Consider the following 23,379-nt stretch of genomic DNA (forward strand, 5'->3'; position numbering starts at 1 on the left):
GAAAAAAGCATTATTTTGTAATATGAAACAAATATTATGAATCAGATAAAAAAACTTTTAATTATTGGGTTTGTTCGGCCTGAGCCAAATTCTTCTGCTGCTGGTGGAAGAATGATGCAGTTGATTTCTATTTTCAAAGAAAAAGGATTCGAAATTACATTTGCCAGCGCCGCGCAGGACAGTGATTTTATGGTTGATTTAGCTGAATTTGGAGTTTCTAAAAAAAGTATCGAACTTAATTCTTCCAGTTTTGATGATTTTGCTTCCGAATTAAATCCAGATGTAGTTTTATTTGACCGATTTATGATCGAAGAACAATTTGGATGGAGAGTAATCGAAAAATGCCCGAAAGCAATCAGAATTTTAGATACTGAAGATTTGCATTGTCTAAGAACTGCAAGACAAAAAGCTTTTAAGGAAAAACGAACTTTTGAGCTTTCGGATTTGTTGTCTGAAGAAGTCGCAAAACGTGAAGTAGCCAGTATTTTAAGATGCGATTTGTCTTTGATTATTTCAGAATTTGAAATGAATATTCTGAACGATGTTTTCAAAATAAGTAATGATTTACTTTTTTATCTTCCGTTTTTAGTTGAAGAAATGAATGAGGAAGAGCTGATGAAATTACCCTCTTTTGAAGATCGAAAGAATTTTGTTTTCATCGGAAATTTTCTTCACGAACCAAATTGGAATACCGTCCAGCATTTAAAAGAAGCAATTTGGCCGTTTATAAAAAAGGATTTTCCAGAAGCTGTTTTAGAAGTTTATGGTGCATATCCATCACAAAAAGTATTGCAATTGCATCAGCCTAAAAATAGTTTTTTTATAATGGGAAGGGCAGAAGATGCTAATAAAGTGGTGAAAAATGCCAGAGTTGTTTTAGCTCCAATTCGTTTTGGTGCAGGTTTAAAAGGAAAATTATTAGAGGCCATGCAATGCGGAACACCAAGTGCAACAACTTCAATTGGTTCAGAAGCCATGCATTTAGATTTACCTTGGAATGGTTTTATCGAAGACAATCCCGAAGCTTTTGCAAAAAAAGCAATCGAACTTTATCAAGATGAAAATCTCTGGAAAGAATCTCAAAAAAATGGAATTACAATCATTAATGAGTGTTATCAAAAAAGTAATTATTCAGACAAATTAACTTCATTGATAAATTCTCTTTTAGCTGATTCCGAAAGTCATCGTCTTCATAATTTTATGGGAAATCTGCTCCAACATCACGCTTATAAAAGCACGATGTATATGTCAAAATGGATTGAAGCGAAGAATAAAAATTAAGCTTCCATTTTGCCAAACCCAACTGTTTCGCGATAAATCTGAGGTGAAACATCGGCATTTGTTTTAAAGAAACGGCTGAAATAATGTTCGTCGTCATAACCTAATTCATAAGCGATTTCTTTGACCGTTTTGTTGGTCATGTATAATTCTCTTTTGGCTTCGATAATAATTCTTTCCGATATTAAATCGGTTAAGGTTTTGTTGAAATAATTCTTAGCTAGTTTGGCTAATGCTTTTGGAGAAATATTAAGCAAATCGGCATAATTTCCTGCGGAATGTTTGGTTTTAAAATTCAGTTCAATTGCATCTTTCAAGTTTTGCAAAATAACAGGTTCTTTTGAATCTGGTACTGATTTCATTTCTTCTAATTGTTCTGTTTTTAATCTAGAAGCTGTGATTAAGAATATTTTTAAATACGAAATAAGCAATTCATATTGCGCCAATTCTGCATTCTGAATTTCAGCTTTCATTTGGTTAATCACCATTTTAAAAGTTTGCGAAGCCTGTTCTGTAACCTGAACATAGGGAGGTTGGTAAATATTGTTGAATAAGACGCCGTTACACGAAACTTCTTTTTGGTGCATGTGAATGCAATAAAAATCAGGATGAAAGTGAATCGCGATTCCTTCAATCGGTTCGTTTACACAAAGCATAAAAGGCTGATAAGGCGAAAAGGCGAGGAGTGAGTTTTCTTCAAAATGATGTTCTGCAAAATCAGCTTTTACTTTCCCTTTTCCTTTGGTCACCCAAATCAAAGAATAATAATTGTTTCGCTGTAAATGGTCGAAATGGCTGTTGTCATCAAACGAAAGAATTTTGAAAGCCAAATTACCATTCTGCGGATTTATTAAAGTGAAAACATTTTGAGAGCTCATATTCGGTTTCATTTTTAAAAATATAAAGATAGTCATGAAATGAATTCACAACTATCTCTATAGCTTGTTTTTTGTTTGTATTAGTTGTGTAATTCTAAGTTAGAAACTGCTGGAAAGTCAATTTCTGTATTTGCTACGTTGTTAAAGTAGTTGGTTAGAACATTCAAAGCTACGTGACCAATAGTTTCTGCAATCTCAGCATCAGAAACTCCTGCATTTTTCGCTTTGTTTACATCTTCGTCGTTTACTAAACCACCTTTGCTGATTAATGTTTTAGCCAATTGTAAAATCGCTTCAGTTTTAGCATCTGTAGAGTTTCCTGTTCTTGCGGCGTGTAAAACAGCTGGATCTGCTTTTACCAATTTTTCTCCAATAAAAGTATGCGCTGCTAAACAGTAATCACAAGAATTACTTTCTGAAACTGCTAATGCAATTAATTCACCTGTTTTTGCACTTAATTTTCCGTGGCTTAATGCGCCGCTTAAGTTTAGATATCCTTCAAGAACTGCTGGAGAATTTCCCATTGTTCTCATCATGTTTGGAACAACGCCTAATTTTGCCTGAACTGCGTTGAATAAATCTTTAGTTTTTCCTGTTACTTCTTCTGGGTTTAATGCTGTTAATCGTGCCATCTTATTTAATTTTTTAAGTTGTTATTTGTTGTTGTCTTTTGACATTACAAAGTTGCAACGATTACAGATTTTAGAACATGGAGGATTGACGCTATGTGATGGACAATTTTCCCTTGCTGTTTTTTCAGGAGCTAATCCAGCTTTCCGTTTCAAGTCCTCACCGCAAACCCTTATTTTTCTAAGCCATAAAACGAGCTTCCGTTGGTCGCTGTTTTCTGGCAAGAAAAATAAGGGTTTGCGGTTCCGGGCTTTCCACTGCAATCTGGGCTAGGGCACTCGGTTTTATAAGAATGTTTTCGTTTATTTTGCCGGAAATTATAAAGTTTTTCGCGAAGTTTTTTCGCAATCTTGTCATTCCGAGGAACGAGTAATCTCCGCAAGTGGCTCTGCAAAGATTGTCGATTCTGATTGAGGAGTTTCTTGCGGAGATTACTCGTTCCTCGGAATGACAAATAAGGCGTAAAAAAAATAGGCTGTTCCTAAGGAACAACCTATTTTTAAAATTATATTCTAGAAAAACTTATTTCAAAACCCCTTCAACAGCCTGAATAGTTGTTGCATGATAACCCGATTTTGCTTTATCAAAAACCTGTTTTGCCCAAACTTTTCCTTCAGGAGTTTTAACCATTTCTTTGTAAAGCATCATTACAGAACCTGTTCTGCTGATTCCGATCAGGAATTGCTCAATTGCAGGATAAGCAGGTTTGTATTGATGACGTAATGCTTGAACAAACCATTGACGCTTGATAATGAAATTACCGCCTTTTGTAAAGTTGAATTCCTTGTCAATCGCTCCCATTTCTTTTGCAGTAATATCAGCAGGAAGATGATCTATAAAATGCTGTTTTTCTGCTGTCGTTGTGATTTTTTTGCTTAAACCTGCAACGCCAGTTTCTCTCCAGCTTTTTTGAATTGCGTCAATAGCATCAAAATCAGCTGAACTTACTGGAAGAATATTTGATGGAATTCCTGGTTTGTAAATCCAGTCTTCTAATTTGATTTTATCAGCCAATGGTTTGTCATCTTTAATAAGATTTTCGTTTAAATACTTCACGAAATCTTCTGTCGTAATTGATTTAAAAGCATGCGAATCGAAATAATTTTTGATAAACGGATCGAATTTGTCACGTCCCACAGCATTTTCAATAACTCTTAAAAAAGCATATCCTTTGACGTACGGAATTTGACTGATTCCATCATCAGGATTTCTTCCTGTTAAACTAACTTTTAATCTTGTATCTGGATTTGTATCTCCATATTCTGCAACATTATCAGTCAATTCTTTGTTGGTGATAACATTTTGCATTTCAAATTCTTTCTTTCCGAAGATTGCTTCGCCAATTCTGTGTTCTACATAAGTTGTAAAACCTTCATTTAACCAAATATCATCCCAAGTTGCGTTTGTAACTAGGTTTCCGCTCCAGCTGTGGCCTAATTCGTGTGCTAGCAAACTTGTAAGTGAACGATCTCCTGCAATAACGCCTGGAGTTAAGAAAGTTAAGTTTGGATTTTCCATTCCGCCATAAGGGAAGCTTGGAGGTAAAACCAATACATCGTAACGTCCCCAACGGTAAGGCCCATATAATTTTTCAGCAGCATTTACCATTTTGCCAAGTTCAGCAAATTCATAAGCTGCGCTTTTTAAAACAGATGGCTCTGCGTAAACTCCAGTTCTTTTGTCAATGGCTTGAAATTCAATATCTCCAACTGCAATTGCCATTAAATAAGACGGAATTGCTTTGTCTTGTTTGAAAGTATAAACACCAGTATCATTTTTCTTCTGCGGATTTACAGCGCTCATCACAGCTAATAAATCTTTAGGAACCGTAACTTTTGCATTATAAGTAAAACGAATTCCAGGTGAATCTTGGCACGGAATCCAAGTTCTAGACCAAACGCTTTCTCCCTGTGAGAATAAGAACGGTTTCTTTTTGTCTGCTGTTTGTTCTGGTTTTAGCCATTGAAGCGCAACAGCATCTTTTGTTGTATTGTAATAGATGTTTACTTTAGTTGTATTTGGTTCAATAGTAATATGAAGCGGTTTTCCGTGAAATTCAGTGTCTTTTCCAAGCTCGAATTTAGTTTCTTTTTCTTCCTCGCCTTGTCCCAGAGTAACTTTGGTAATATTTAAAGTGTTTTCATCGAAAATAATTTCTGTTCCTTTGCTGATATTGTCAATCGTCCACGATGCTTTTCCTGAAATGGTTTGTGTGTCAAAATCAACTTTAATATCAAGATCAAGGTGTTTTGCTACGGCAAGTTCTGGTTTAGAATAACTGTGTTCATCTACAACAGTGGCCGGTTTTTCTGTTTGCTCTTTTTTCTGGCAGGCAATCGCTGTCAAGAATAAAGTTACAAGGATTAGTTTTTTCATATTATGAAGTATTGAATTTTGAGGATGAAAATTAAACAAAAAATCCCGTCCCGAAAAACTTCGGGACGGGATTTAATTATAAAATTAACAAAGATTACGCCAACATTGTAACTGGGCTTTCAATGTATTGTTTTAATGTTTGTAAGAACTGAGCGCCAGTTGCACCGTCGATTGTTCTGTGGTCGCAAGCTAATGATAACATCATTGTGTTTCCAACTACAATCTGACCGTTTTTAACTACTGGTTTCTCAACAATTGCACCTACAGAAAGGATAGCAGAGTTTGGTTGATTGATAATTGAATTGAATTCAGTAATACCAAACATACCAAGGTTAGATACTGTAAAAGTACTTCCCTCCATTTCTTGTGGTCCTAATTTTTTGTTTTTAGCTCTTCCAGCAAGATCTCTTACTGAACCACCAATTTGAGATAAACTCATAGCGTCAGTAAATCTCAATACAGGAACTACTAATCCGTCTTCAACTGCTACAGCAACACCAATGTTTACGTGGTGGTTGATGATGATAGCATCTTCTTTCCAAGTAGAGTTGATTTTTGGATGTTTTTTCAATGCTAAAGCACAAGCTTTGATTACCATATCGTTGAAAGATACTTTTGTATCTGGAACGCTGTTGATAGCAGCTCTTGCTTGCATTGCTTCGTCCATGCTTACTTCAATCACTAAGTTGTAGTGAGGAGCAGTGAATAATGATTCTGCAAGACGTTTTGCAATGATTTTACGCATTTGAGAGTTTTTGATCTCTTCTGTGAAAACTTCTCCAGCAGGAACAAAAACTTTTGGTGCAGCAGGAGCAGAAGCTTCTTGTTTTGCAGCAGGTGCAGAAGCAGCAGGTTGTGCTTGTGCAGATGGGGTAAAGTTCTCAATATCGCTTTTTACGATACGTCCATTTTCTCCAGAACCTTTAACTTGGTTCAATTGAATTCCTTTATCAGAAGCAATTTTCTTAGCTAAAGGTGAAGCTAGAATTCTTCCGTCAGAAGTATTGTTTGCAGCTTCTGGTGCTTTTTCAGCAGCAGGAGCAGCTTTTGTTTCTTCAGCAGTAGGAGCACTTGCAGGTGCAGCGCCTCCGGCAGTATAATTGTCAGCAATTCCAGAAATGTCAGTTCCAGCTGGCCCAATGATAGCTAATAAGCTGTCAACAGGAGCAGTGTTTCCTTCTTGAATTCCGATGTATAATAATGTTCCAGCATTGAAAGACTCAAACTCCATAGTAGCTTTGTCTGTTTCAATTTCTGCTAAAATATCACCTTCAGCTACAGCATCACCCACTTTTTTCAACCAAGTAGCTACTGTCCCTTCAGTCATTGTATCACTCAAACGTGGCATAGTTACTACTACAACACCTTTTGGTAATTCAGTTGCTGCTTTTGCAGGAGCAGCAGTTTCAGTTTTTGCTTCAGCAGCAGGAGCGTCCGCTTTTGGAGCTTCAGCAGCAGGAGCATCACCACCAGCTAAAAGAGCAGAAATATCTTCTCCTTCGTTACCAATGATAGCTAATAATGAATCAACAGGAGCAGTTTCTCCAGCTTGAATTCCGATATGTAAAAGAGTTCCTTCGTTAAAAGATTCGAACTCCATTGTTGCTTTGTCTGTTTCAATTTCAGCTAAGATATCTCCTTCGCTAATTTTGTCGCCTACTTTTTTTAACCAAGTCGCTACCGTTCCTTCCGTCATAGTATCGCTCAAACGAGGCATTGTTACTTTAATCGCCATGATGTTATAGTTTATGAGGTGTAAATGGATAGTCTTCTTGTGCGTATACTACATCGTATAATTGCTGTAAGTCTGGGTATGGAGATTCTTCAGCGAATTTCTGACATTCTTCAACTAAGTCTTTAACTCTTTGGTCAATTACTTCAATTTCTTCTTCTGTAGCATATTTTTGATCCAAGATTACATCAAGAACTTGTGTAATTGGGTCAATTTTTTTGTACTCTTCAACCTCTTCTTTAGAACGGTATAATTGTGCATCAGACATAGAGTGTCCTCTGTAACGGTACGTTTTCATTTCAAGGAAAGTTGGTCCGTCTCCGCGACGCGCTCTTTCGATAGCTTCGTGCATAGCTTCAGCAACTTTTACTGGGTTCATTCCGTCAACAGGTCCGCAAGGCATTTCATAACCTAAACCTAATTTCCAGATGTCAGTGTGGTTTGCAGTTCTTTCTACAGAAGTTCCCATTGCATAACCGTTGTTTTCAACGATAAATACAACTGGAAGTTTCCATAACATTGCCATGTTGAAAGCTTCGTGAAGAGAACCTTGTCTAGCAGCACCATCACCAAAGTAAGTCATAGTAACACCGCCAGTGTTGAAATATTTATCAGCAAAAGCTAAACCAGCTCCTACTGGAATTTGACCTCCTACGATTCCGTGTCCTCCATAAAAACGGTGTTCTTTAGAGAAAATGTGCATAGAACCTCCCATACCTTTAGAGGTTCCTGTTGCTTTTCCTAAAAGCTCAGCCATTACATTTCTTGGATCAACGCCCATACCAATTGGCTGTACGTGGTTTCTGTAAGCAGTAATCATTTTGTCTTTAGTCAAGTCCATAGCGTGCAATGCACCTGCTAATACAGCTTCTTGACCATTATATAGGTGTAAAAAACCTCTAACTTTTTGTTGAATGTATAACGCTGCAAGTTTGTCTTCAAACTTTCTCCAAAGCAGCATGTCTTCGTACCACTTTAAATATACTTCTTTTGTAACTTCTTTCATCTGAATTCTTTCTTTTGCTAAAGTTTGTTTGTGTTATCAATTGTTGCCTATAACGCAAAATAGTTTCCTCCCACAAATTTGCGCCCGAAAGGTCGGGATGCAAAAATAAGACATTACATTTAAGAACTAAAATTTAAACGCTACTTTTTGGCTTTTTTTTACAAGAACTTTTTGTCAAACATAAAAGGGAGCAAATTTTTTAGGGATGCAGATTTATAAACTTCGCCTATTTCACCCATAAAATAGATTTCTATAGGGGTATCTTGTTTGATTTCATATTCTGCTATTGATTGACGGCAAGAACCACAAGGCGGAATAGGAGCGGTGGTTTGATTGGTGTCTGAAGCAGCTGTAATAGCTATTTTTAAGATTTTAGCTTCTGGATAAATACTTCCAGCATGAAAAATCGCAACTCTCTCTGCGCATAATCCTGACGGATACGCCGCATTTTCTTGATTTGATCCTAAAACTATTTTTCCGTTATCTAGTAATAATGCGGCTCCAACTTTAAATTGAGAATATGGTGCATATGCTTTTTTTCTAATTTCAACGGCTTGATTCATTAAATCCTGAATTTCTTCTGAAAGTTCTGTGATGTCGTTGTAAACTAAAAATGATGATGTAATATTGATTTCTTTCATTGTTTTTATCGGAAAAAAAATCCAAATTCCTAAAAATAGAAATTTGGATTGTTGTTATTTTTTATTTTAGATCGTTTAATATTCGTCATATTTGTCTCCAAAGTTAAACGTTAAAGAAAAACGAAGTGTGTTTTCTAACGGATTTTTAACTTTTGAAGTTGAGAATAAGTACGAAACGTCAACTTTTACGATGTTATATTTGAAACCAGCTCCTAAAGAGAAAAACTGTCTGGCTCCTTTTTGAGGGCTTTCGTGAAAATATCCAGCGCGAAATGCAAAAGCATCTTGATACATATATTCTCCTGCAAGACTATAAGTAACTTCTTTTAATTCTTCGCTAAAACCGCCAGGGGCATCTCCAAAAGATTTGAAAATCCCTTCAAACCAGCCTATGTCGTTATATTTGTTGTAAGCAATTGTGTTTGCTTGCTCTTGTGTGGTTTCTCCTGGATCAGTATAATCACCATCGCCATTTAAATCTACTGGTGTTCCAGGTCCTGGAGGAGTTGGTACAAGTAATTTTGTGAATTCGACACTTACTCCCACTTTATTATATTCATCAAGAATGAAGTCGAAACCACCTCCAAGACGCATATTAGCAGGCAAGAAATTAGCGCTTAAATCGTCATTGTCATAACTAATTTTTGGACCTATATTCTGAAAGTTAAATCCGGCTCTCCATCTTCCGTTGAAATCACTATAAGCGATTTCTTCAGATTGATAAAATCCGGCAACATCAACAGCAAATGATTTTCCAGCAGTTGCATCGACATCTTCTGAAGCTACTTTTAAGTTTGAGCGAATGTATCTTGCGCCAACGGCCATCGAAAAGGTCTCACTTAATTTTTGTGAGTACGATCCGTCTAATGCAAATTCGTTTGGCGATACAATATTCGGGATTTCATTTGGGTCACCGGTTCTTCTTAGTTCGATGTCTCCAAAACCGAAATAGCGAAAGCTTCCTGCAAAGGCACTTCGATCACTAATTTTGTTGTAGTAGGTTAATTGTCCAAGTGAAATATCATTTGCTAAATCAGTCAAATAAGGAGTGTAACTGATTGAAAGCCCTTGTGCATCAGTAGAAAATGCATATTTGGCGGGATTCCACTGCTGTGAGAAAACGTCTGCCGAAGTAGCTACTCCTTGATCAGCTAAACCTGCTGCTCTTGCATCGGCAGCAACTAATAAGAAAGGAACTCCGGTTGTAATAGGTCGAGTTTCTTGGGCTTTTGCGTATGAAATAATTAAAAAACAAATTAATAAATGTGATATTTTTTTCATTTAGGGGTTTAATGGTATTTTGTGGTACAAATATATATATTATTATAAAATGACAAGCTTTTCGTATTTTTCTGCTTTTTTGTTTGTCAAATTTGATTTGACAGTCAGTTTGTAAATATAAACTCCTTTACCTATCCGATCACCATAATCGTCTTTTCCGTCCCAAGTTATTTCTCTTGACAGAAACCCTTCAGTTGTAATAATTTGGTTTTTCGTCCAGACTACTTTTCCTGTAATAGTCATAACTTGTACCTGAACTTCCAGTGGTTCATAAGGTCTGTTGTGCGAAAACCAAAATTGTGTGTAGGTTGAAAATGGATTCGGGTAATTAAGAACGTGGGTTAAAGATAATGATTCATCTCCAACAACAATAAATTGTATTTCACTTGTAACGGGATTGTTGTAAACATCCCATGCTGTAAAGCTTATCGTGTGCAATCCTGCTTTTAAATTTCGAAGCGGAAAGCGTAAATTGCCATTAGTATAATCGTCTAATTTTGTTTGATAATAATCATTCAAAATGTAGGGGTTACTAACATCTCCATCTAATATTGCCACTATATCATGCCCAATTCCACTCGCTGTGTTGATTCCGTTTTCGTCTTCAAGAAACGCTAAAAGAAAAGGAGAATCATTTGTAATACCACCCGAAACGAATGTTTCATCGTTCATATATAACTTCACTTTTGGACTAATATTGTCCTGAGGTGCATTTTCATTTATTCCTCCTATTTTAATAGTGGTATTATAGCCAGATTGATTTTCTAAGGTTTGGTTTTTCTTTGAATAAAAACTAATTCGGCCATAATCGACATTGATTCGAATGTCCCTAGGGACAACAAAGCTAAATTCAAATTGACCGTTTGTGACAGTAGCATTGCCTCTAAAAATTGTTTCTCCTAAAGTTTTAAATGACATAGATGGGCTGAAGCCATCGTTGTTTAAAGTGGATGCTGTAATTAGTTTGTCGAAAATTGCGGTTGCGAGTTCGCCGTTGTAATTGCTTAAAAGTGTGTTGTTTTCATCGGTGATTTCGCCAGAAATCTTAATTTTTGAAAGTGACTTAAAATCAGGAATTGCCTGAGAAATCACAATATCGTTTATTTTTGTTAAATTAATTCGTGGTTTTGGAATTGCAAGCATTATTGCTGGATCTCCAATATAAAAAATGACGTTGCTCGACGAGCTCGGGTTTTCGTTTTTTGAAATTCGAAGCGCTTCAGCGATAGTTGTGTATTGATTTGATCCGTAAGAAAATAAATTTTTGCTTAAGCTATCATTGAAATTTTCTGCATTAAACTGACCTATAGAACGAATTGTCGTCAGCATTGAAATCGCGCCTCCTTTTGGGTTCCAATAGGTATATTCTCCAGCAGTTGGCCTAGTTGGATCGTCAAATCTTGAAAATTCGCAGGTAATAGTTATGAATAAAGGATATTTGTATTGATTGTTAAGATTTTGTCCGTCTGATTTCTCCCAAATTCTTTCACTTGCCAATCCGTCTTCCCCGCCGTGCCCTAAATAATTGAAAACTAGAGCACCTTTTTCGAAAGCATTAAATAAATCAGTTCGGGCTTTTGGGTATCTCGATCCTCCTGCCGAAGCTTCTTGGGTATAAGAGTCTAAAATGATTTTGTCAATATTGAAAAAAGGTTTTTGAGTTGCGATAACATCTGCTAATGCATTTTGGCGCGATTGAAGCGTTGCATCAGAACTTTGATCAGAATCATCACTTACTAAAACAAAATTATTCCTCCAGTTTCCGTATGATTTTGTGTCGTGATATTCTAAAACTTTATTTACCATTTCGTTAGCCTGCGCATTGTCAGAAACAAGCATTCGGCCAGTTGCAATATCAATTCCACCAAAAAAATTAGTCACGTTTCCTTCTTCAGCATCCATTAATCCGTAAAAATCATCAGATGCAAACGAAGCTTCGCCTGTCGTATTACTTATTAAGGAATGATATATAGGTACAATATTGGTATTGTTGGAAATTCTATCTTTATAATCGTATGATGCGTCTCCAAATAAATTTACATATTTGATTCTTTTGTCAGGCGACGATGCGTTTTCATAAATATATCTGATGCAGTTTCTGATGGCAGAAATGTCTTGTTTTCCTGATGAAAATTCCTGATAGATATTTTCTAAAGAAATCACTTTTACATTTAAATTAGAATAACTTCGGTGAAAAGCTGCTAATTTTTCAGCTTGAGAAACTAAAGATTTCGGAGAAACAATTACGTAATCAATATCCTGAAAGCTGTTTTGAGCATTTTTGAAAAGCGTTCCTTTTAAATTTTGATTAGTAACTTTTGATTGGCTTTCTTTTAAAGGTGTAAAGTAATCAGAAGCATCAATGGCTATATATTTTCTAATTTCACCAAGCGATGCCTTGAGGCTAAAACTTGCCTGATTTGAATTTTCAACTTTAGATACATTATATATGTCGGTAATGTCCCAAATTTGAGATATTCCCGTAGCGTTTCCAATTGTGTAATTTACAATTCCTGGTGTAGATCCGGCTAAATCATATTGAAACTTAAATTGTTTTCCGTTTCCTAGCAGTTTTCTTTTTGCAATTATATTGATGTAATCGAGGTACCCTCTTGATCCCGGTACACCGTTATTATTATAGGTAAGTTTTATTTTTACGCTTTCAGAACCTGTGAAAGTTGTGTTTGCGGCTAATTTACCGGTGTAGAATTTAATATCTGAACTGGAAACGAGTGTGTTGAAATTGATGGTTCCAATACTTTGCCCGTTTGCGCTTACAGCAAATGAAGTAGGGGTAAAGGCTGCAGAAGCGGCAACAACTTCTATTTTGGCTGGAACGGAGGTGTCTAGATTTGGGAATGCAAAAGTAAATTCCTGTTCTTGATTTATATCAAATGATTCTCCAAACCATTGGCGTCCTAAATGTGCAATATTGGTTTGGTCAATTTCGTGGTATTGATAGTCATCAAACGTGTTTAGTTCTAAAGTTGCATTGCCAGAAGGCTGGCCTAAGTTTGAAATTCGTTTTCCGTCGCCACCAGCACTTGTAATATAATAATATGATTTTGAGTCAAATAAGTTAAGATTGGTCTGGCTTTCGGTATTCCAGTTCTCAACTCCTTCAGCATAAAAAAGAATATAATCTTCGTTGTTGAAGATTCCGTCTGTTTCTCCAATGATCTGAATAGCGTTTTCAGTTAAATCATTTGGATACAAAGTGTTGTTAGACAGAGGCAACATTCGCCCTCCATTTCCATAAATTTTAATTCGTCTAGGATCTGTTTTACTTGCATCAAGCCCCAGACTCTGCAAAAATGATTTTGATATTTTGTAAACGCCTGATTTTTCAACGTAAAAACGATACCAATCACCTGAAGCTAAAACAGAATTAGAAATAACACTTGTTTTTTGAGAAGAAAAAGTACTGTTGTTTTTTGATGATGTTCCGTTTGAAAAATACGAAAAAGACCTTATTCGTTTAAAACCATTTCCTTCTCGAATAATTGGTGAAAGTGAAAGAAAAATTTGCTTTTGATCTCTTGATGAAGTCGTTTTTAACGTTTCATTTGGTTTTTCGGGGATGTTTTCTGGAGTTAAATCGCCAAGATCATTAACTGAAATTGCTTCGTAAATAATATTCGACAATTGAATTGAAGAGTTCGCTGCGTAGCTCGATTCGGTTAAATTGAGGAGTAATGTTATGCTTTTTTTAGTAGTATCATACCGAAAGCTGTTTCCTGAAAAATAAGGAATCGTAGTTTTGAAATCGCCAAAACTCATTTCTTTTTTGCCTTGCCAATCTATCGTTAAGCTCCCATTTATCTGGGAAAAACCAAGAATCGGAATTAAAAAAAAATATAAAATTAGGGCTTGTTTCATAGGTTGAGAAAACGAAATTATTTGTAAAATATTTTAGTAAGTAAAAATATAGTATTTAATGTTATAGTAATAATAAAAAGTATATTTTTGCGTTCGTAACTATAGGTTATTTTCTGGTAAAAAACAGCTAAATAAAATTATTAGAACAGATGTTGCTAATTAAATGTTAATTATTATATTGCAACACCTAAATTTATCACCTAAGAATGAGTATGAAAGTAAACAAAATTGTAGTCTTGCAATTAATGATGTCAATGGTATTGATGTTGGGCACGGCTAGTTGTAGCAAAAAATCGAGTTCCTCTCACGCTTCTCGAGCGACAGGATGGGATGTAGATAGTCAGAATGGAACGGCTGCTAGAAATGCAGGGAAAAAACAACAGGCTGGTCCTGGTTTGGTTTTTGTTGAAGGAGGTACATTTACTATGGGTAAAGTACAGGATGATGTTATGCACGATTGGAATAACACACCAACTCAACAACACGTTCAGTCATTCTATATGGATGAAACCGAAGTTACGAACGGTATGTACTTAGAATACCTTGAGTGGTTGAAAAAAGTTTTCCCTCCAACAGAAGAAAATTACAAAAACATTTACGAGGGAGCATCTCCTGATACATTAGTATGGAGAAATCGTTTAGGATATAACGAAACGATGACTAATAACTATTTAAGACATCCTTCTTATGCTGAGTATCCTGTAGTTGGTGTAAATTGGATTCAGGCTGTTGAATTCAGTAAATGGAGAACAGACCGTGTAAACGAAGCTGTTTTAGAAAAAGACGGATACATCAAAAAAGGTGCTAAAACACAAGATGTAAGCGCTGAAAGTTTATTTAATACTGAGGCTTATTTAGCTTCTCCATCTACAACTTACGGTGGAAATGAAGAAATTGTATTAAAGAAAAACCCTAGCGGAAGAAGACCAAAAGCAGGAAAAGACGGAGTAGTTCCAGAAGAGAAAAATGTGTACGCACAACGTTCTTCAGGAGTTATTTTGCCAGAATACAGACTTCCTACTGAGGCTGAATGGGAATATGCTGCTGCTGCAGATGTTGGACAAAGAGAATACAACATTTACAAAGGACAAAAGAAATACCCTTGGTCTGGAGATTATACTCGTTCATCAAAACGTAAAAACAGAGGTGATCAATTGGCTAACTTTAAACAAGGAAACGGTGATTACGGTGGAATTGCAGGTTGGTCTGATGACGGAGCTGATATCACTAATAAAGTAAAAAGCTACGGAGCAAACGATTTTGGATTGTATGATATGGCTGGTAACGTTGCAGAATGGGTAGCTGATGTTTACAGACCTATTATTGATAACGAAGCAAACGACTTCAACTACTTTAGAGGTAACCTTTATGCTAAAAACAAAATTGGCAAAGATGGTAAAATCGAAATCGTTTCAACTTCTAATATTAAGTATGATACTTTAAGCAACGGTAAAATTGTAGCAAGAAATCTTCCGGGAGAAATTGCTCAGGTTCCTGTTGACGAACAAGAAACTTATTTAAGACAAAACTTTAGCACAAGTAATAATATCAACTATAGAGATGGTGATAAACAATCTTCTAGATATTTTGACTTCGGTGATTCAGAGTCTGGACCTAAAGCTGATCAAGCAATGTACAACTCACCTAAACATAACGTTACAACTGACAGTTTAGGAAAAATGATCAGAAAGTATGACAACTCTAGTAAACGTACTACTTTGATTGATGATAAAGTAAGAGTTTACAAAGGAGGTTCTTGGAGAGACAGAGCTTACTGGTTAGACCCAGCTCAAAGAAGATATTTCCCTCAAGATATGGCAACTGATTACATTGGTTTCAGATGTGCAATGTCAAGAGTAGGATCTAAATCTGAAAAAAGAAAATCACCAAGGAATTAAGATTTAGAAATTCCAATATAAAAAATTCCAAATTCCAAAGCTGATATTCAGTCTGGAATTTGGAATTTTTTTATTGTTTTTTTTCTACTTTTATCATCTATTAAAAAAAATATAAATGAATATTCAAGACATTCATAATCTGTTTCTGCAATGTAAATCGCTTTCAATTGATACTAGAAAAATTGAAAAGGATTCTATGTTTTTTGCTATTAAAGGAGAAAATTTTGATGCTAATACTTTTGCTGAAGAAGCATTAAAGTTGGGCGCATTGTTTGTTGTTATTGACAATGAATCATACTTTATTGATGAAAGAACTATTTTGGTTCAAAACAGTTTGGAGACACTGCAAGAGCTGGCTAAATTTCACAGAGCTTATTTGAAATTGCCAATAGTAGCATTGACAGGAAGTAACGGAAAAACAACCACAAAAGAACTTATTAATGTTGTTCTTTCTAAGAAATACAAAACAAAGGCTACAGTTGGGAATTTGAACAACCATATTGGTGTTCCTTTGACTTTGCTTTCATTTACTAAAGAAACGGAAGTTGGAATCGTAGAAATGGGTGCAAATCATAAAAAAGAAATTGAATTTTTATGTGAAATTGCGCAGCCAAATTATGGGTATATTACCAATTTTGGAAAAGCGCATTTAGAAGGTTTTGGTGGAGTAGAAGGTGTAATTCAAGGAAAAAGTGAAATGTACCAGTATTTGGCAAAAAATAATAAAACTGCTTTTGTGAATCTTGATGATCCAATTCAGATTGAAAAATCGGCTGGAATAAAATCATTTACTTTTGGACTGAATAATAAAGTGGCTGATTTAAATATCAAAAAAATCGAGGCAAATCCTTTTGTAGTAATCGATTATGATAATTTCAGTGTTGAATCGCATTTAATTGGTTTGTATAATTCAAATAACATAAACGCGGCAGTTTCTATTGGTCACTATTTTAAAGTGGCTGATGAAGCAGTTAAAGAAGCAATTGAGAATTATATTCCAGCGAATAACAGATCACAATTACTGAAAAAAGGTTCCAATCAAATTATTTTAGACGCTTATAATGCCAATCCAAGCAGTATGGCGGTTGCAATTGCTAATTTTTTACAATTGGACAATCAGAATAAAATAATGATTCTGGGCGATATGTTTGAATTAGGAGCAGAAAGCCCACAAGAGCATAAAATCATTGTAGAATCGTTGTCAAGTCAAACGGAATCAGTTTGTTATTTGATAGGAAAGATGTTTTATGAGAATAAAATTTCGAACGATAAACTTCAGTTTTTTGAAACATTTGATGATTTTTCTAATTATTTAAAAACGCTTCATTTTGATAATAATACAATTCTAATAAAAGGTTCTAGAGGAATGGCTTTGGAACGAACATTGGAGTATATTTCATAAAAAAAAGCCATTCGCAACAACGAATGGCTTTTTTTATTTAAATACTCATCAAGAATCCGATTAAATTTTCTTTTTTATTCAGTCCGAGTTTTTTTCTCAGACGGTATCGGGCTAACTCAACTCCACCGGTTGATATATTCATGATTTCTGCAATTTCTTTTGTCGACATATTCATTAATAAATAAGTCGATAAATCAAGTTCACGTGGTGAAATAGTTGGATATTTCTCTTTTAGTCGTTTTAAGAATTCGAAATGCACGTTCTTGATGTGTTTTTCCAGATCTTTCCAGCTTTTATCTGTATTTACTTCTTTCACAATACTTTTATTCAGCTTGCTGACTTGAAACTTCGTTGAATCATCAAGTGCTTCAACGTCAATCTCTTTTAACTTGTGAATAATTCCGTTTAAAATTTTATTTTTCTTTACAACTTGTAAAGAGTTGTTAACTAGTTCTTTATCTTTTGCTAAGATTTTAATTTGAAGCTTATCATTCTTCAGCTTTTCAATTTCTTTTTCAAGATCGTATTGTTCTTGTCTAATTCTGGATTCTTTTTCAAGATACAATCTTCTTTGTTCGATCGTTTCGTAGTATTTGTTTTTTCTGATCTTCATTTTAATTCTATCAGAAATCACATAAATAGCAATTATTATTAAAATAAAGTAAATCATTAACGCTAAGAAATGTCGGTACCATGGTGGAGAAACGGTAAAAGATATTGTCGACGGCTCAGATTGAATTCCGTAACTGTTTCTTACCTTAACTTTCATAGTGTATTCGCCTTCGCGAAGGTTGGTATATTCTTTTATAGAAATAGTTGACCAATTGCTCCATTTGTCGTCAAAAGGCTCTAATTGATATGAGAACTCGACATTCTCCAAATTTTCATAAGTAGGCGATGAAAATGTAAAACGAACATGGTTTGATGAATATGGAATTCGGATATTTTCAATTTTGTTCTGATTGTTTCCTAAGATAATGGTGTCGCCGGGAAATGAAAAACTTCGAATAAAGGCTTTTGGTTTGGTAACAAAATTATTAAGCAATTCAGGGTCATAATGTGCTAATCCGTCTGTTAATCCAATGAAAATATTGTTTGAATCAATGGTGTTAACCGATAAATAACTGCTAACTAAATTACCAGTCAAATTTGAAAATGGCGCAACAATATTAGTATAATAGTTGTTCTTTTTCATTAAAACACCTAGAGACTCATCAAAAGCATACCATAAATTAGATTGAGAATCTTGGGTTAAGCTATTAATAACAGGAATGTTTTTGAACAATTTAGACATGTTTTTGTCTTCATAAAATAAATCTTGTTCTTTAGAATATTTATGAAAATGATTGTTTGTCTGAAAGTATAATTGATTATCAATTTTTTGAATACTTCCAATGTTTTTATATTGGGATGTAAGCTGATCAATTTTTTTAATAGAAGAAAATCGAGTTAAATCGCTACTAAGTGACATTCGGTATATGGATTCGTCTTTTTTAAGCCATAAAAAAGAATCATCAAGCTCAAAGCTGTTTGAAGATTTATCAAATCCGATAACTTGATTTTTATGTACTAAACCGTTTGCTGTTTTTTGAAAAATGGCAAAACCATCATAATTGGAGCCAATAAAAAAGCCAGGATGATTTGGAATGCTCTTAAAGCCGAAATATCCTTTAGAATCGATCGTATTAGTTACTTTTCCTCCTGAAATCACTAATGCTCCACGGTTGTTTGAACAAATCAATTGGTTGTCTATTACCTGAACATTCCAAGACTGAGCTGTTGTTCCTTCAACAAGTTTAAAAGTATCTTCTTTAAAACTGTTGTTCCATGCATGATAAAAAACTCCTTGGTTTGTTGCAACATATAGATTGCCTTGATGTATAACTGAGGCATAAACAGTACTAATGTCATAACTGAAACCGAAATAAGTAAACGGAGAACCTTCATTTACGAATGCGATACCGTTGTCAAGACCAAGCCAAAGATTGTTTTTGTTATCAATAAAAGAAGTTAAAACCGTATTGTTTTGCAGGCCTTTCTTTCGATTTAAATGCTGGATAATTTTTCCGTTATAATCACAAATTGCTATTCCGTCCAAAACCGAATTTAAAACAATGAAGCTATTGTTAATTGTAACGCCTCCTAATGAATTGTTCTTTTTTACAAAGTTATTAGCTTCGGTGTTCCATGGTTTTACAGTGTTGTTTTCATAAATAAATAAGCCTTTTTCAAGAGTTATTACTAAGATTTTATCTTTTGTCAGGCTGTACATTGCCCAAATCTCAGTATTGTTAAAGCTTGTTGTATTTGGTAAGCTGTAAAGTTTTCCGTTTTTATATTCTAATATTCCTTTTTCAATGTCCTGAAAATAAAGCTTATTGTTTACCACAAATGAAAACTGAAATCGTTTAGGTGCTTTTAGAATAGTCAGTTTGTTGTTTTTAAAGATATAGGCTCTCGCAAAAGACTGAAAAATCGTCTGATTTCCAAAAGAATGAATCTTCCAGATAAAGTCGATTATTTTGATTTTGTTTTTATCAACCTGCTTTGATAATGATGTGTATTGCAATCTTCCTTTTTCGTTTGGTTTAAAGTATCCAAACTCATTATAACCACCCACAAATATTTTTCCGTCATTGGCAATTTTCAAGCAACGTACAGAAGTTAAATTCGGAAGCGGATATTTTCTCCACGAAGAACCATCAAACTGTAAAAGACCATTATTGTTCGCAAAATAAAGGTTTCCGTTCTTGTCTTGTCCAATATTCCAGTTTTGAGTTCCTCCTTTATATTCATTTCGTTTGTAATTTCTTACATCAGGAAGTCCAATGTTTTTAACTTGGCCAAAAAAACTGATTGTGAATAATGTAAAAAAAGTAATAATAAAATATGATTTTGTCAATTTCATAAAAATTTTCAGAATTTTTAAATTTTGAGCGTTAAATGCCTTGTCTGTAGTGTTTTATAAAGTAAATCTCGCTACTATCTCGTTGTAGAAAGCTATTTTATTGATAAAAATAAGCAATCTTATACAACTGTAGTGTTTATTTTTATAATTAACATTTCGATAACATCTTAATTTTTAATTTTAAATTACTGTAAGTCAAATATTTGAAAAAAAAATGATGTGTTTTTGTAATGTATAAAAAATTGAGTTGATGTGTTTTTGTAGTGAAATTTACTTGTTGATAGTAAAAAAATAACATTATTATTGCATCAAATTACTAATTAATTAACCAAAATTTTTAGAAAAATGAAATTAACAAAATTACTTATTTTTTGTATTTCATCTCTGTTATTCTCGGTTATAGCTGTGGCTCAGGATGTCACGGTAAACGGAATAATAAACGATGAAAGTGGAATGCCAGTTCCTGGTGCAACTGTAGTATTAAAAGGTACAAAAAAGTCTACTGCATCAGACTTTGACGGAAAATTCCAAATTCAAGTACCGTCAAATGGTGTTTTGACAGTTACTTTTATTGGTTACAGCACAATTAGCGAAGCTGTAAACGGAAGAACAAAAATTACATTTCAATTAAAACCAGAATCACAGTCATTAAATGAGGTTGTGGTTGTTGGATACGGTACTCAAAAGAAATCAGTAGTTACTGGAGCAATTTCTAGCGTTAAAGCTGCAGATTTAGAGAAAGTACCAAACGGGCGTGTTGAGCAGTCTTTACAAGGTAGAGTAGCAGGGGTTTCTGTTGCATCTACTTCTGGACAGCCTGGTTCAGCTTCGAAGGTACGTATTAGAGGTATAACTACTTTTAGAGAAGGTGGAAATGATCCTCTATGGGTTATTGATGGTATTGCAGTAGATGCTGGTGCAATTGGTTTCATCAATCAAAGTGATATCGAGTCTATCGAGGTTCTTAAAGATGCTGCTTCAGCTGCTATCTACGGTACTCGTGCTGCGACTGGGGTTATCTTAGTTACTACTAAAAAAGGTAAATCTGGTAAAATTTCTGTAAACTACAATGGTTTTGCAGGTATTTCTGGACCAGCTAAAAAATTGAATTTGCTTAATGCTACACAGTATGGAGCAATTATGAATGAAAAATCTTTAGCAGACGGAGGTCCTGTTAAATATGCTAATCCAAATTCTTTAGGTAAAGGAACAGATTGGCAAGATGCAATCTTTAATGATTCAGCTTTCAGATACACGCACGAATTAAGCTTCAGCGGTGGTGGTGAAAAATCTACTTTCTATGCTTCTTTCGGAATCCAAGATCAAGAAGGTATTGTTACAACGGATATTTCTAACTACACAAAGAAAAATTTCCGTTTAAACTCAACTCACAAAATTTCTGAGTACTTTACTTTTGGTCAAACTTTTGGATATACACACCAAAAATCGGCTTCACTTGGAAATACAAATAGTGAGTTTGGAGGACCTTTAAGTTCTGCAATCAACTTAGATCCTATTACTCCATTAGTTGAAACAGATCCTGCTATCACTAACACAGGTTTTTATACTAATCCAAATGTTGTTAGAGACGCAAATGGAAATCCTTACGGAATTTCTACTTTAGTTCAGCAAGAGATGAGTAATCCATTAGCTTATACTCAAACAAGATTAGGTGGTTACAACTGGTCTGATGATTTTGTTGGAAATGCTTACTTAGAGGCTAACATTACATCACACTTGAAATTCAGAACTACTCTTGGTGGTAAATTAGCTTACTGGGGAAGTCAAGCATTTACTCCTGTTTTCTTCTTAAATCCAAACGTTAAAGCTGATAGAAACAATTACAATCAGAACAATGAGAAATCATTTGCTTGGACTCTTGAAAACATTTTAACTTACTCTAATAAATTTGGTGATCATACTGTAAATGTATTAGCTGGACAAGGTGCTTATGTAGAAAACATTGGTACTACTGTTAATACTACAATGTTTGGACTTCCAATCACTAGCTATAAAGATGCTTCTTGGAACTTCGATATTCCACAAACAGATAGATCAACATCTACTAGCGATAAAACAGAGCACAAATTAGCTTCATTGTTCTTACGTGCTAACTACGATTTTCAAGAGAAATATCTTTTCACAGGGATCGTTCGTCGTGATGGATCAACTCGTTTTGGTGAAAACAAAAAATTCGGAGTTTTCCCTTCATTCTCTTTAGGATGGGTTATTTCGAAAGAAGGATTCTGGAAAGAAAACAATGTAGTTAATACATTAAAATTACGTGGAGGTTACGGAGTTGTTGGTAACGATAACATCGATGATTTCAAATACAGAGCTTTAGTTGTTGGAGGTTATAACTATGCAGTAGGAAATAATGGTAATATCACAACAGGTTACGGTAACTCTACTTTGCCAAATGCTGATTTAGGATGGGAAGAAACTGCACAAACAACAGTTGGTCTTGATGCAAAACTATTCAATGATTTCACACTTGCTGTAGATTACTACAAAAAAACTACTTCAGGAATTTTAAGAAACGTTGTTATTCCTGGTTATGTTGGAGTTGTTGATGCACCTTCTGCTAATATTGCAGATATGGACAACAGCGGTTTTGAGATTGAATTAGGTTACAAGAAAAGACTTGGTGATTTTAACTTAGGAGTTAACGGTAACGTTGCTTACTTGAAAAACGAAATCACTTATGTAGGTTCATCTACAAATTACATTGTTGGAGATGCTAGTTTCCAGTCTATGGGACCTGTTACAAGAACTCAAGTTGGACATTCTTTCAATGAATTTTATGGATACAAAACTGCAGGAATCTTTCAAAACGAAGGAGAAGTTGCAGCTTACAAAAATGCATCAGGAGGTTTAATCCAGCCAAATGCTAAGCCTGGAGATTTCCGTTGGGTAGATTCAAATGGTGATGGAGCTATTTCTGATGATGACAAACAATTTTTAGGAACTAACTTGCCTAAATATACTTTTGGTCTTACAGTAAACTTAGATTACAAAAACTTTGATTTCATGGCCTTTACTCAAGGATCTGCTGGAAGCAAAATTTTCCAAGGGTTAAGAAGACTTGATATCTTGAATGCAAACTACCAGACAAAAGCTTTAGAGCGTTGGGTTGGTGAAGGAACTTCAAATGATTATCCAAGATTAAGTAATAACGATCCAAATAAAAACTTCACTAACATGTCTGATTTTTATTTAGAAAATGGTAATTACTTACGCTTAAAAATCGTTCAGCTTGGATACACAATGCCAAGTACAATATCATCTAAAATTGGTGCAGATAAAGTTCGTTTTTACTTAACAGGAGAAAACTTAATCACATTCACTAAATATACAGGATATGACCCAGAAATTGGAGGTCAAGTTTATGGTGTAGATAAAGGAGTTTATCCACAAGCGAGATCTATTTTGTTTGGTGCAAACATTCAATTTTAAAAAATTAAAGAATT

General features: G+C 34.6%; 13 protein-coding genes. 4 read left to right on the plus strand and 9 right to left on the minus strand.

Annotated elements, in window-relative coordinates:
* Positions 1 to 36: 36 nt before the first annotated feature.
* Complete coding sequence (locus RB619_RS07520) at positions 37 to 1,281, plus strand: glycosyltransferase family 4 protein (protein WP_308095945.1); 1,245 nt, start codon at positions 37 to 39, stop codon at positions 1,279 to 1,281.
* Here RB619_RS07520 and RB619_RS07525 read toward each other — a convergent pair.
* From RB619_RS07525 to porU, 8 genes are all read right to left on the minus strand, one after another.
* Positions 1,278 to 2,168 (minus strand): helix-turn-helix domain-containing protein, encoded by an 891-nt coding sequence (locus RB619_RS07525; protein WP_308095947.1) that lies wholly within the window; start codon positions 2,166 to 2,168, stop codon positions 1,278 to 1,280. The genes RB619_RS07520 and RB619_RS07525 overlap by 4 nt on opposite strands.
* Positions 2,169 to 2,236: 68 nt before the next feature.
* On the minus strand, positions 2,237 to 2,788 hold the full coding sequence (locus RB619_RS07530) for a carboxymuconolactone decarboxylase family protein (protein WP_308095949.1): 552 nt from the start codon (positions 2,786 to 2,788) through the stop codon (positions 2,237 to 2,239).
* A 520-nt stretch (positions 2,789 to 3,308) separates the two neighbouring features.
* Positions 3,309 to 5,162 (minus strand): leukotriene A4 hydrolase C-terminal domain-containing protein, encoded by a 1,854-nt coding sequence (locus tag RB619_RS07535; RefSeq protein WP_308095952.1) that lies wholly within the window; start codon positions 5,160 to 5,162, stop codon positions 3,309 to 3,311.
* A gap of 94 nt (positions 5,163 to 5,256) precedes the next feature.
* A complete protein-coding gene (locus RB619_RS07540) occupies positions 5,257 to 6,897 on the minus strand; it encodes a 2-oxo acid dehydrogenase subunit E2 (RefSeq protein WP_308095954.1) in 1,641 nt (546 codons plus the stop codon).
* A gap of 4 nt (positions 6,898 to 6,901) precedes the next feature.
* Positions 6,902 to 7,900, minus strand: a complete 999-nt coding sequence (pdhA, locus tag RB619_RS07545) for a pyruvate dehydrogenase (acetyl-transferring) E1 component subunit alpha (protein ID WP_035645485.1) — start codon at positions 7,898 to 7,900, stop codon at positions 6,902 to 6,904.
* A gap of 158 nt (positions 7,901 to 8,058) precedes the next feature.
* Positions 8,059 to 8,541, minus strand: coding sequence for a cytidine deaminase (gene cdd, locus RB619_RS07550; RefSeq protein WP_308095958.1), 483 nt, complete (start codon positions 8,539 to 8,541; stop codon positions 8,059 to 8,061).
* Between the two features lie 75 nt (positions 8,542 to 8,616).
* Positions 8,617 to 9,822, minus strand: a complete 1,206-nt coding sequence (gene porV, locus RB619_RS07555) for a type IX secretion system outer membrane channel protein PorV (RefSeq protein WP_308095961.1) — start codon at positions 9,820 to 9,822, stop codon at positions 8,617 to 8,619.
* Positions 9,823 to 9,864: 42 nt separating this feature from the next.
* A complete protein-coding gene (gene porU, locus RB619_RS07560) occupies positions 9,865 to 13,701 on the minus strand; it encodes a type IX secretion system sortase PorU (protein WP_308095963.1) in 3,837 nt (1,278 codons plus the stop codon).
* Positions 13,702 to 13,913: 212 nt separating this feature from the next.
* Here porU and gldJ point away from each other — a divergent pair, with 212 nt between their 5' ends.
* A complete protein-coding gene (gene gldJ, locus RB619_RS07565; RefSeq protein ID WP_308095965.1) occupies positions 13,914 to 15,599 on the plus strand; it encodes a gliding motility lipoprotein GldJ in 1,686 nt (561 codons plus the stop codon).
* Between the two features lie 115 nt (positions 15,600 to 15,714).
* Positions 15,715 to 17,001, plus strand: coding sequence for a UDP-N-acetylmuramoyl-tripeptide--D-alanyl-D-alanine ligase (murF, locus tag RB619_RS07570; protein ID WP_308095968.1), 1,287 nt, complete (start codon positions 15,715 to 15,717; stop codon positions 16,999 to 17,001).
* A 37-nt stretch (positions 17,002 to 17,038) separates the two neighbouring features.
* Here murF and RB619_RS07575 read toward each other — a convergent pair whose 3' ends face one another.
* The gene (locus RB619_RS07575) at positions 17,039 to 19,909 is read right to left on the minus strand and encodes a triple tyrosine motif-containing protein (protein WP_308095970.1); all 2,871 of its coding nucleotides are present in this window, start codon (positions 19,907 to 19,909) and stop codon (positions 17,039 to 17,041) included.
* Positions 19,910 to 20,254: 345 nt separating this feature from the next.
* On the opposite strand from RB619_RS07575, the gene RB619_RS07580 reads away from it, so the two are divergent.
* The gene (locus tag RB619_RS07580) at positions 20,255 to 23,365 is read left to right on the plus strand and encodes a TonB-dependent receptor (RefSeq protein WP_308095972.1); all 3,111 of its coding nucleotides are present in this window, start codon (positions 20,255 to 20,257) and stop codon (positions 23,363 to 23,365) included.
* The last annotated feature ends 14 nt before the right edge of the window (positions 23,366 to 23,379 follow it).

Source organism: Flavobacterium sp. LHD-80, assembly GCF_030929605.1.
Lineage (GTDB): Bacteria > Bacteroidota > Bacteroidia > Flavobacteriales > Flavobacteriaceae > Flavobacterium.

Coding starts and splice junctions, on each gene's coding strand:
- RB619_RS07520 (WP_308095945.1), top strand. CDS start 37: ATGAATCAGATAAAAAAACTTTTAATTATTGGGTTTGTTCGGCCTGAG.
- RB619_RS07525 (WP_308095947.1), bottom strand. CDS start 2,168: ATGAAACCGAATATGAGCTCTCAAAATGTTTTCACTTTAATAAATCCG.
- RB619_RS07530 (WP_308095949.1), bottom strand. CDS start 2,788: ATGGCACGATTAACAGCATTAAACCCAGAAGAAGTAACAGGAAAAACT.
- RB619_RS07535 (WP_308095952.1), bottom strand. CDS start 5,162: ATGAAAAAACTAATCCTTGTAACTTTATTCTTGACAGCGATTGCCTGC.
- RB619_RS07540 (WP_308095954.1), bottom strand. CDS start 6,897: ATGGCGATTAAAGTAACAATGCCTCGTTTGAGCGATACTATGACGGAA.
- pdhA (WP_035645485.1), bottom strand. CDS start 7,900: ATGAAAGAAGTTACAAAAGAAGTATATTTAAAGTGGTACGAAGACATG.
- cdd (WP_308095958.1), bottom strand. CDS start 8,541: ATGAAAGAAATCAATATTACATCATCATTTTTAGTTTACAACGACATC.
- porV (WP_308095961.1), bottom strand. CDS start 9,822: ATGAAAAAAATATCACATTTATTAATTTGTTTTTTAATTATTTCATAC.
- porU (WP_308095963.1), bottom strand. CDS start 13,701: ATGAAACAAGCCCTAATTTTATATTTTTTTTTAATTCCGATTCTTGGT.
- gldJ (WP_308095965.1), top strand. CDS start 13,914: ATGAAAGTAAACAAAATTGTAGTCTTGCAATTAATGATGTCAATGGTA.
- murF (WP_308095968.1), top strand. CDS start 15,715: ATGAATATTCAAGACATTCATAATCTGTTTCTGCAATGTAAATCGCTT.
- RB619_RS07575 (WP_308095970.1), bottom strand. CDS start 19,909: ATGAAATTGACAAAATCATATTTTATTATTACTTTTTTTACATTATTC.
- RB619_RS07580 (WP_308095972.1), top strand. CDS start 20,255: ATGAAATTAACAAAATTACTTATTTTTTGTATTTCATCTCTGTTATTC.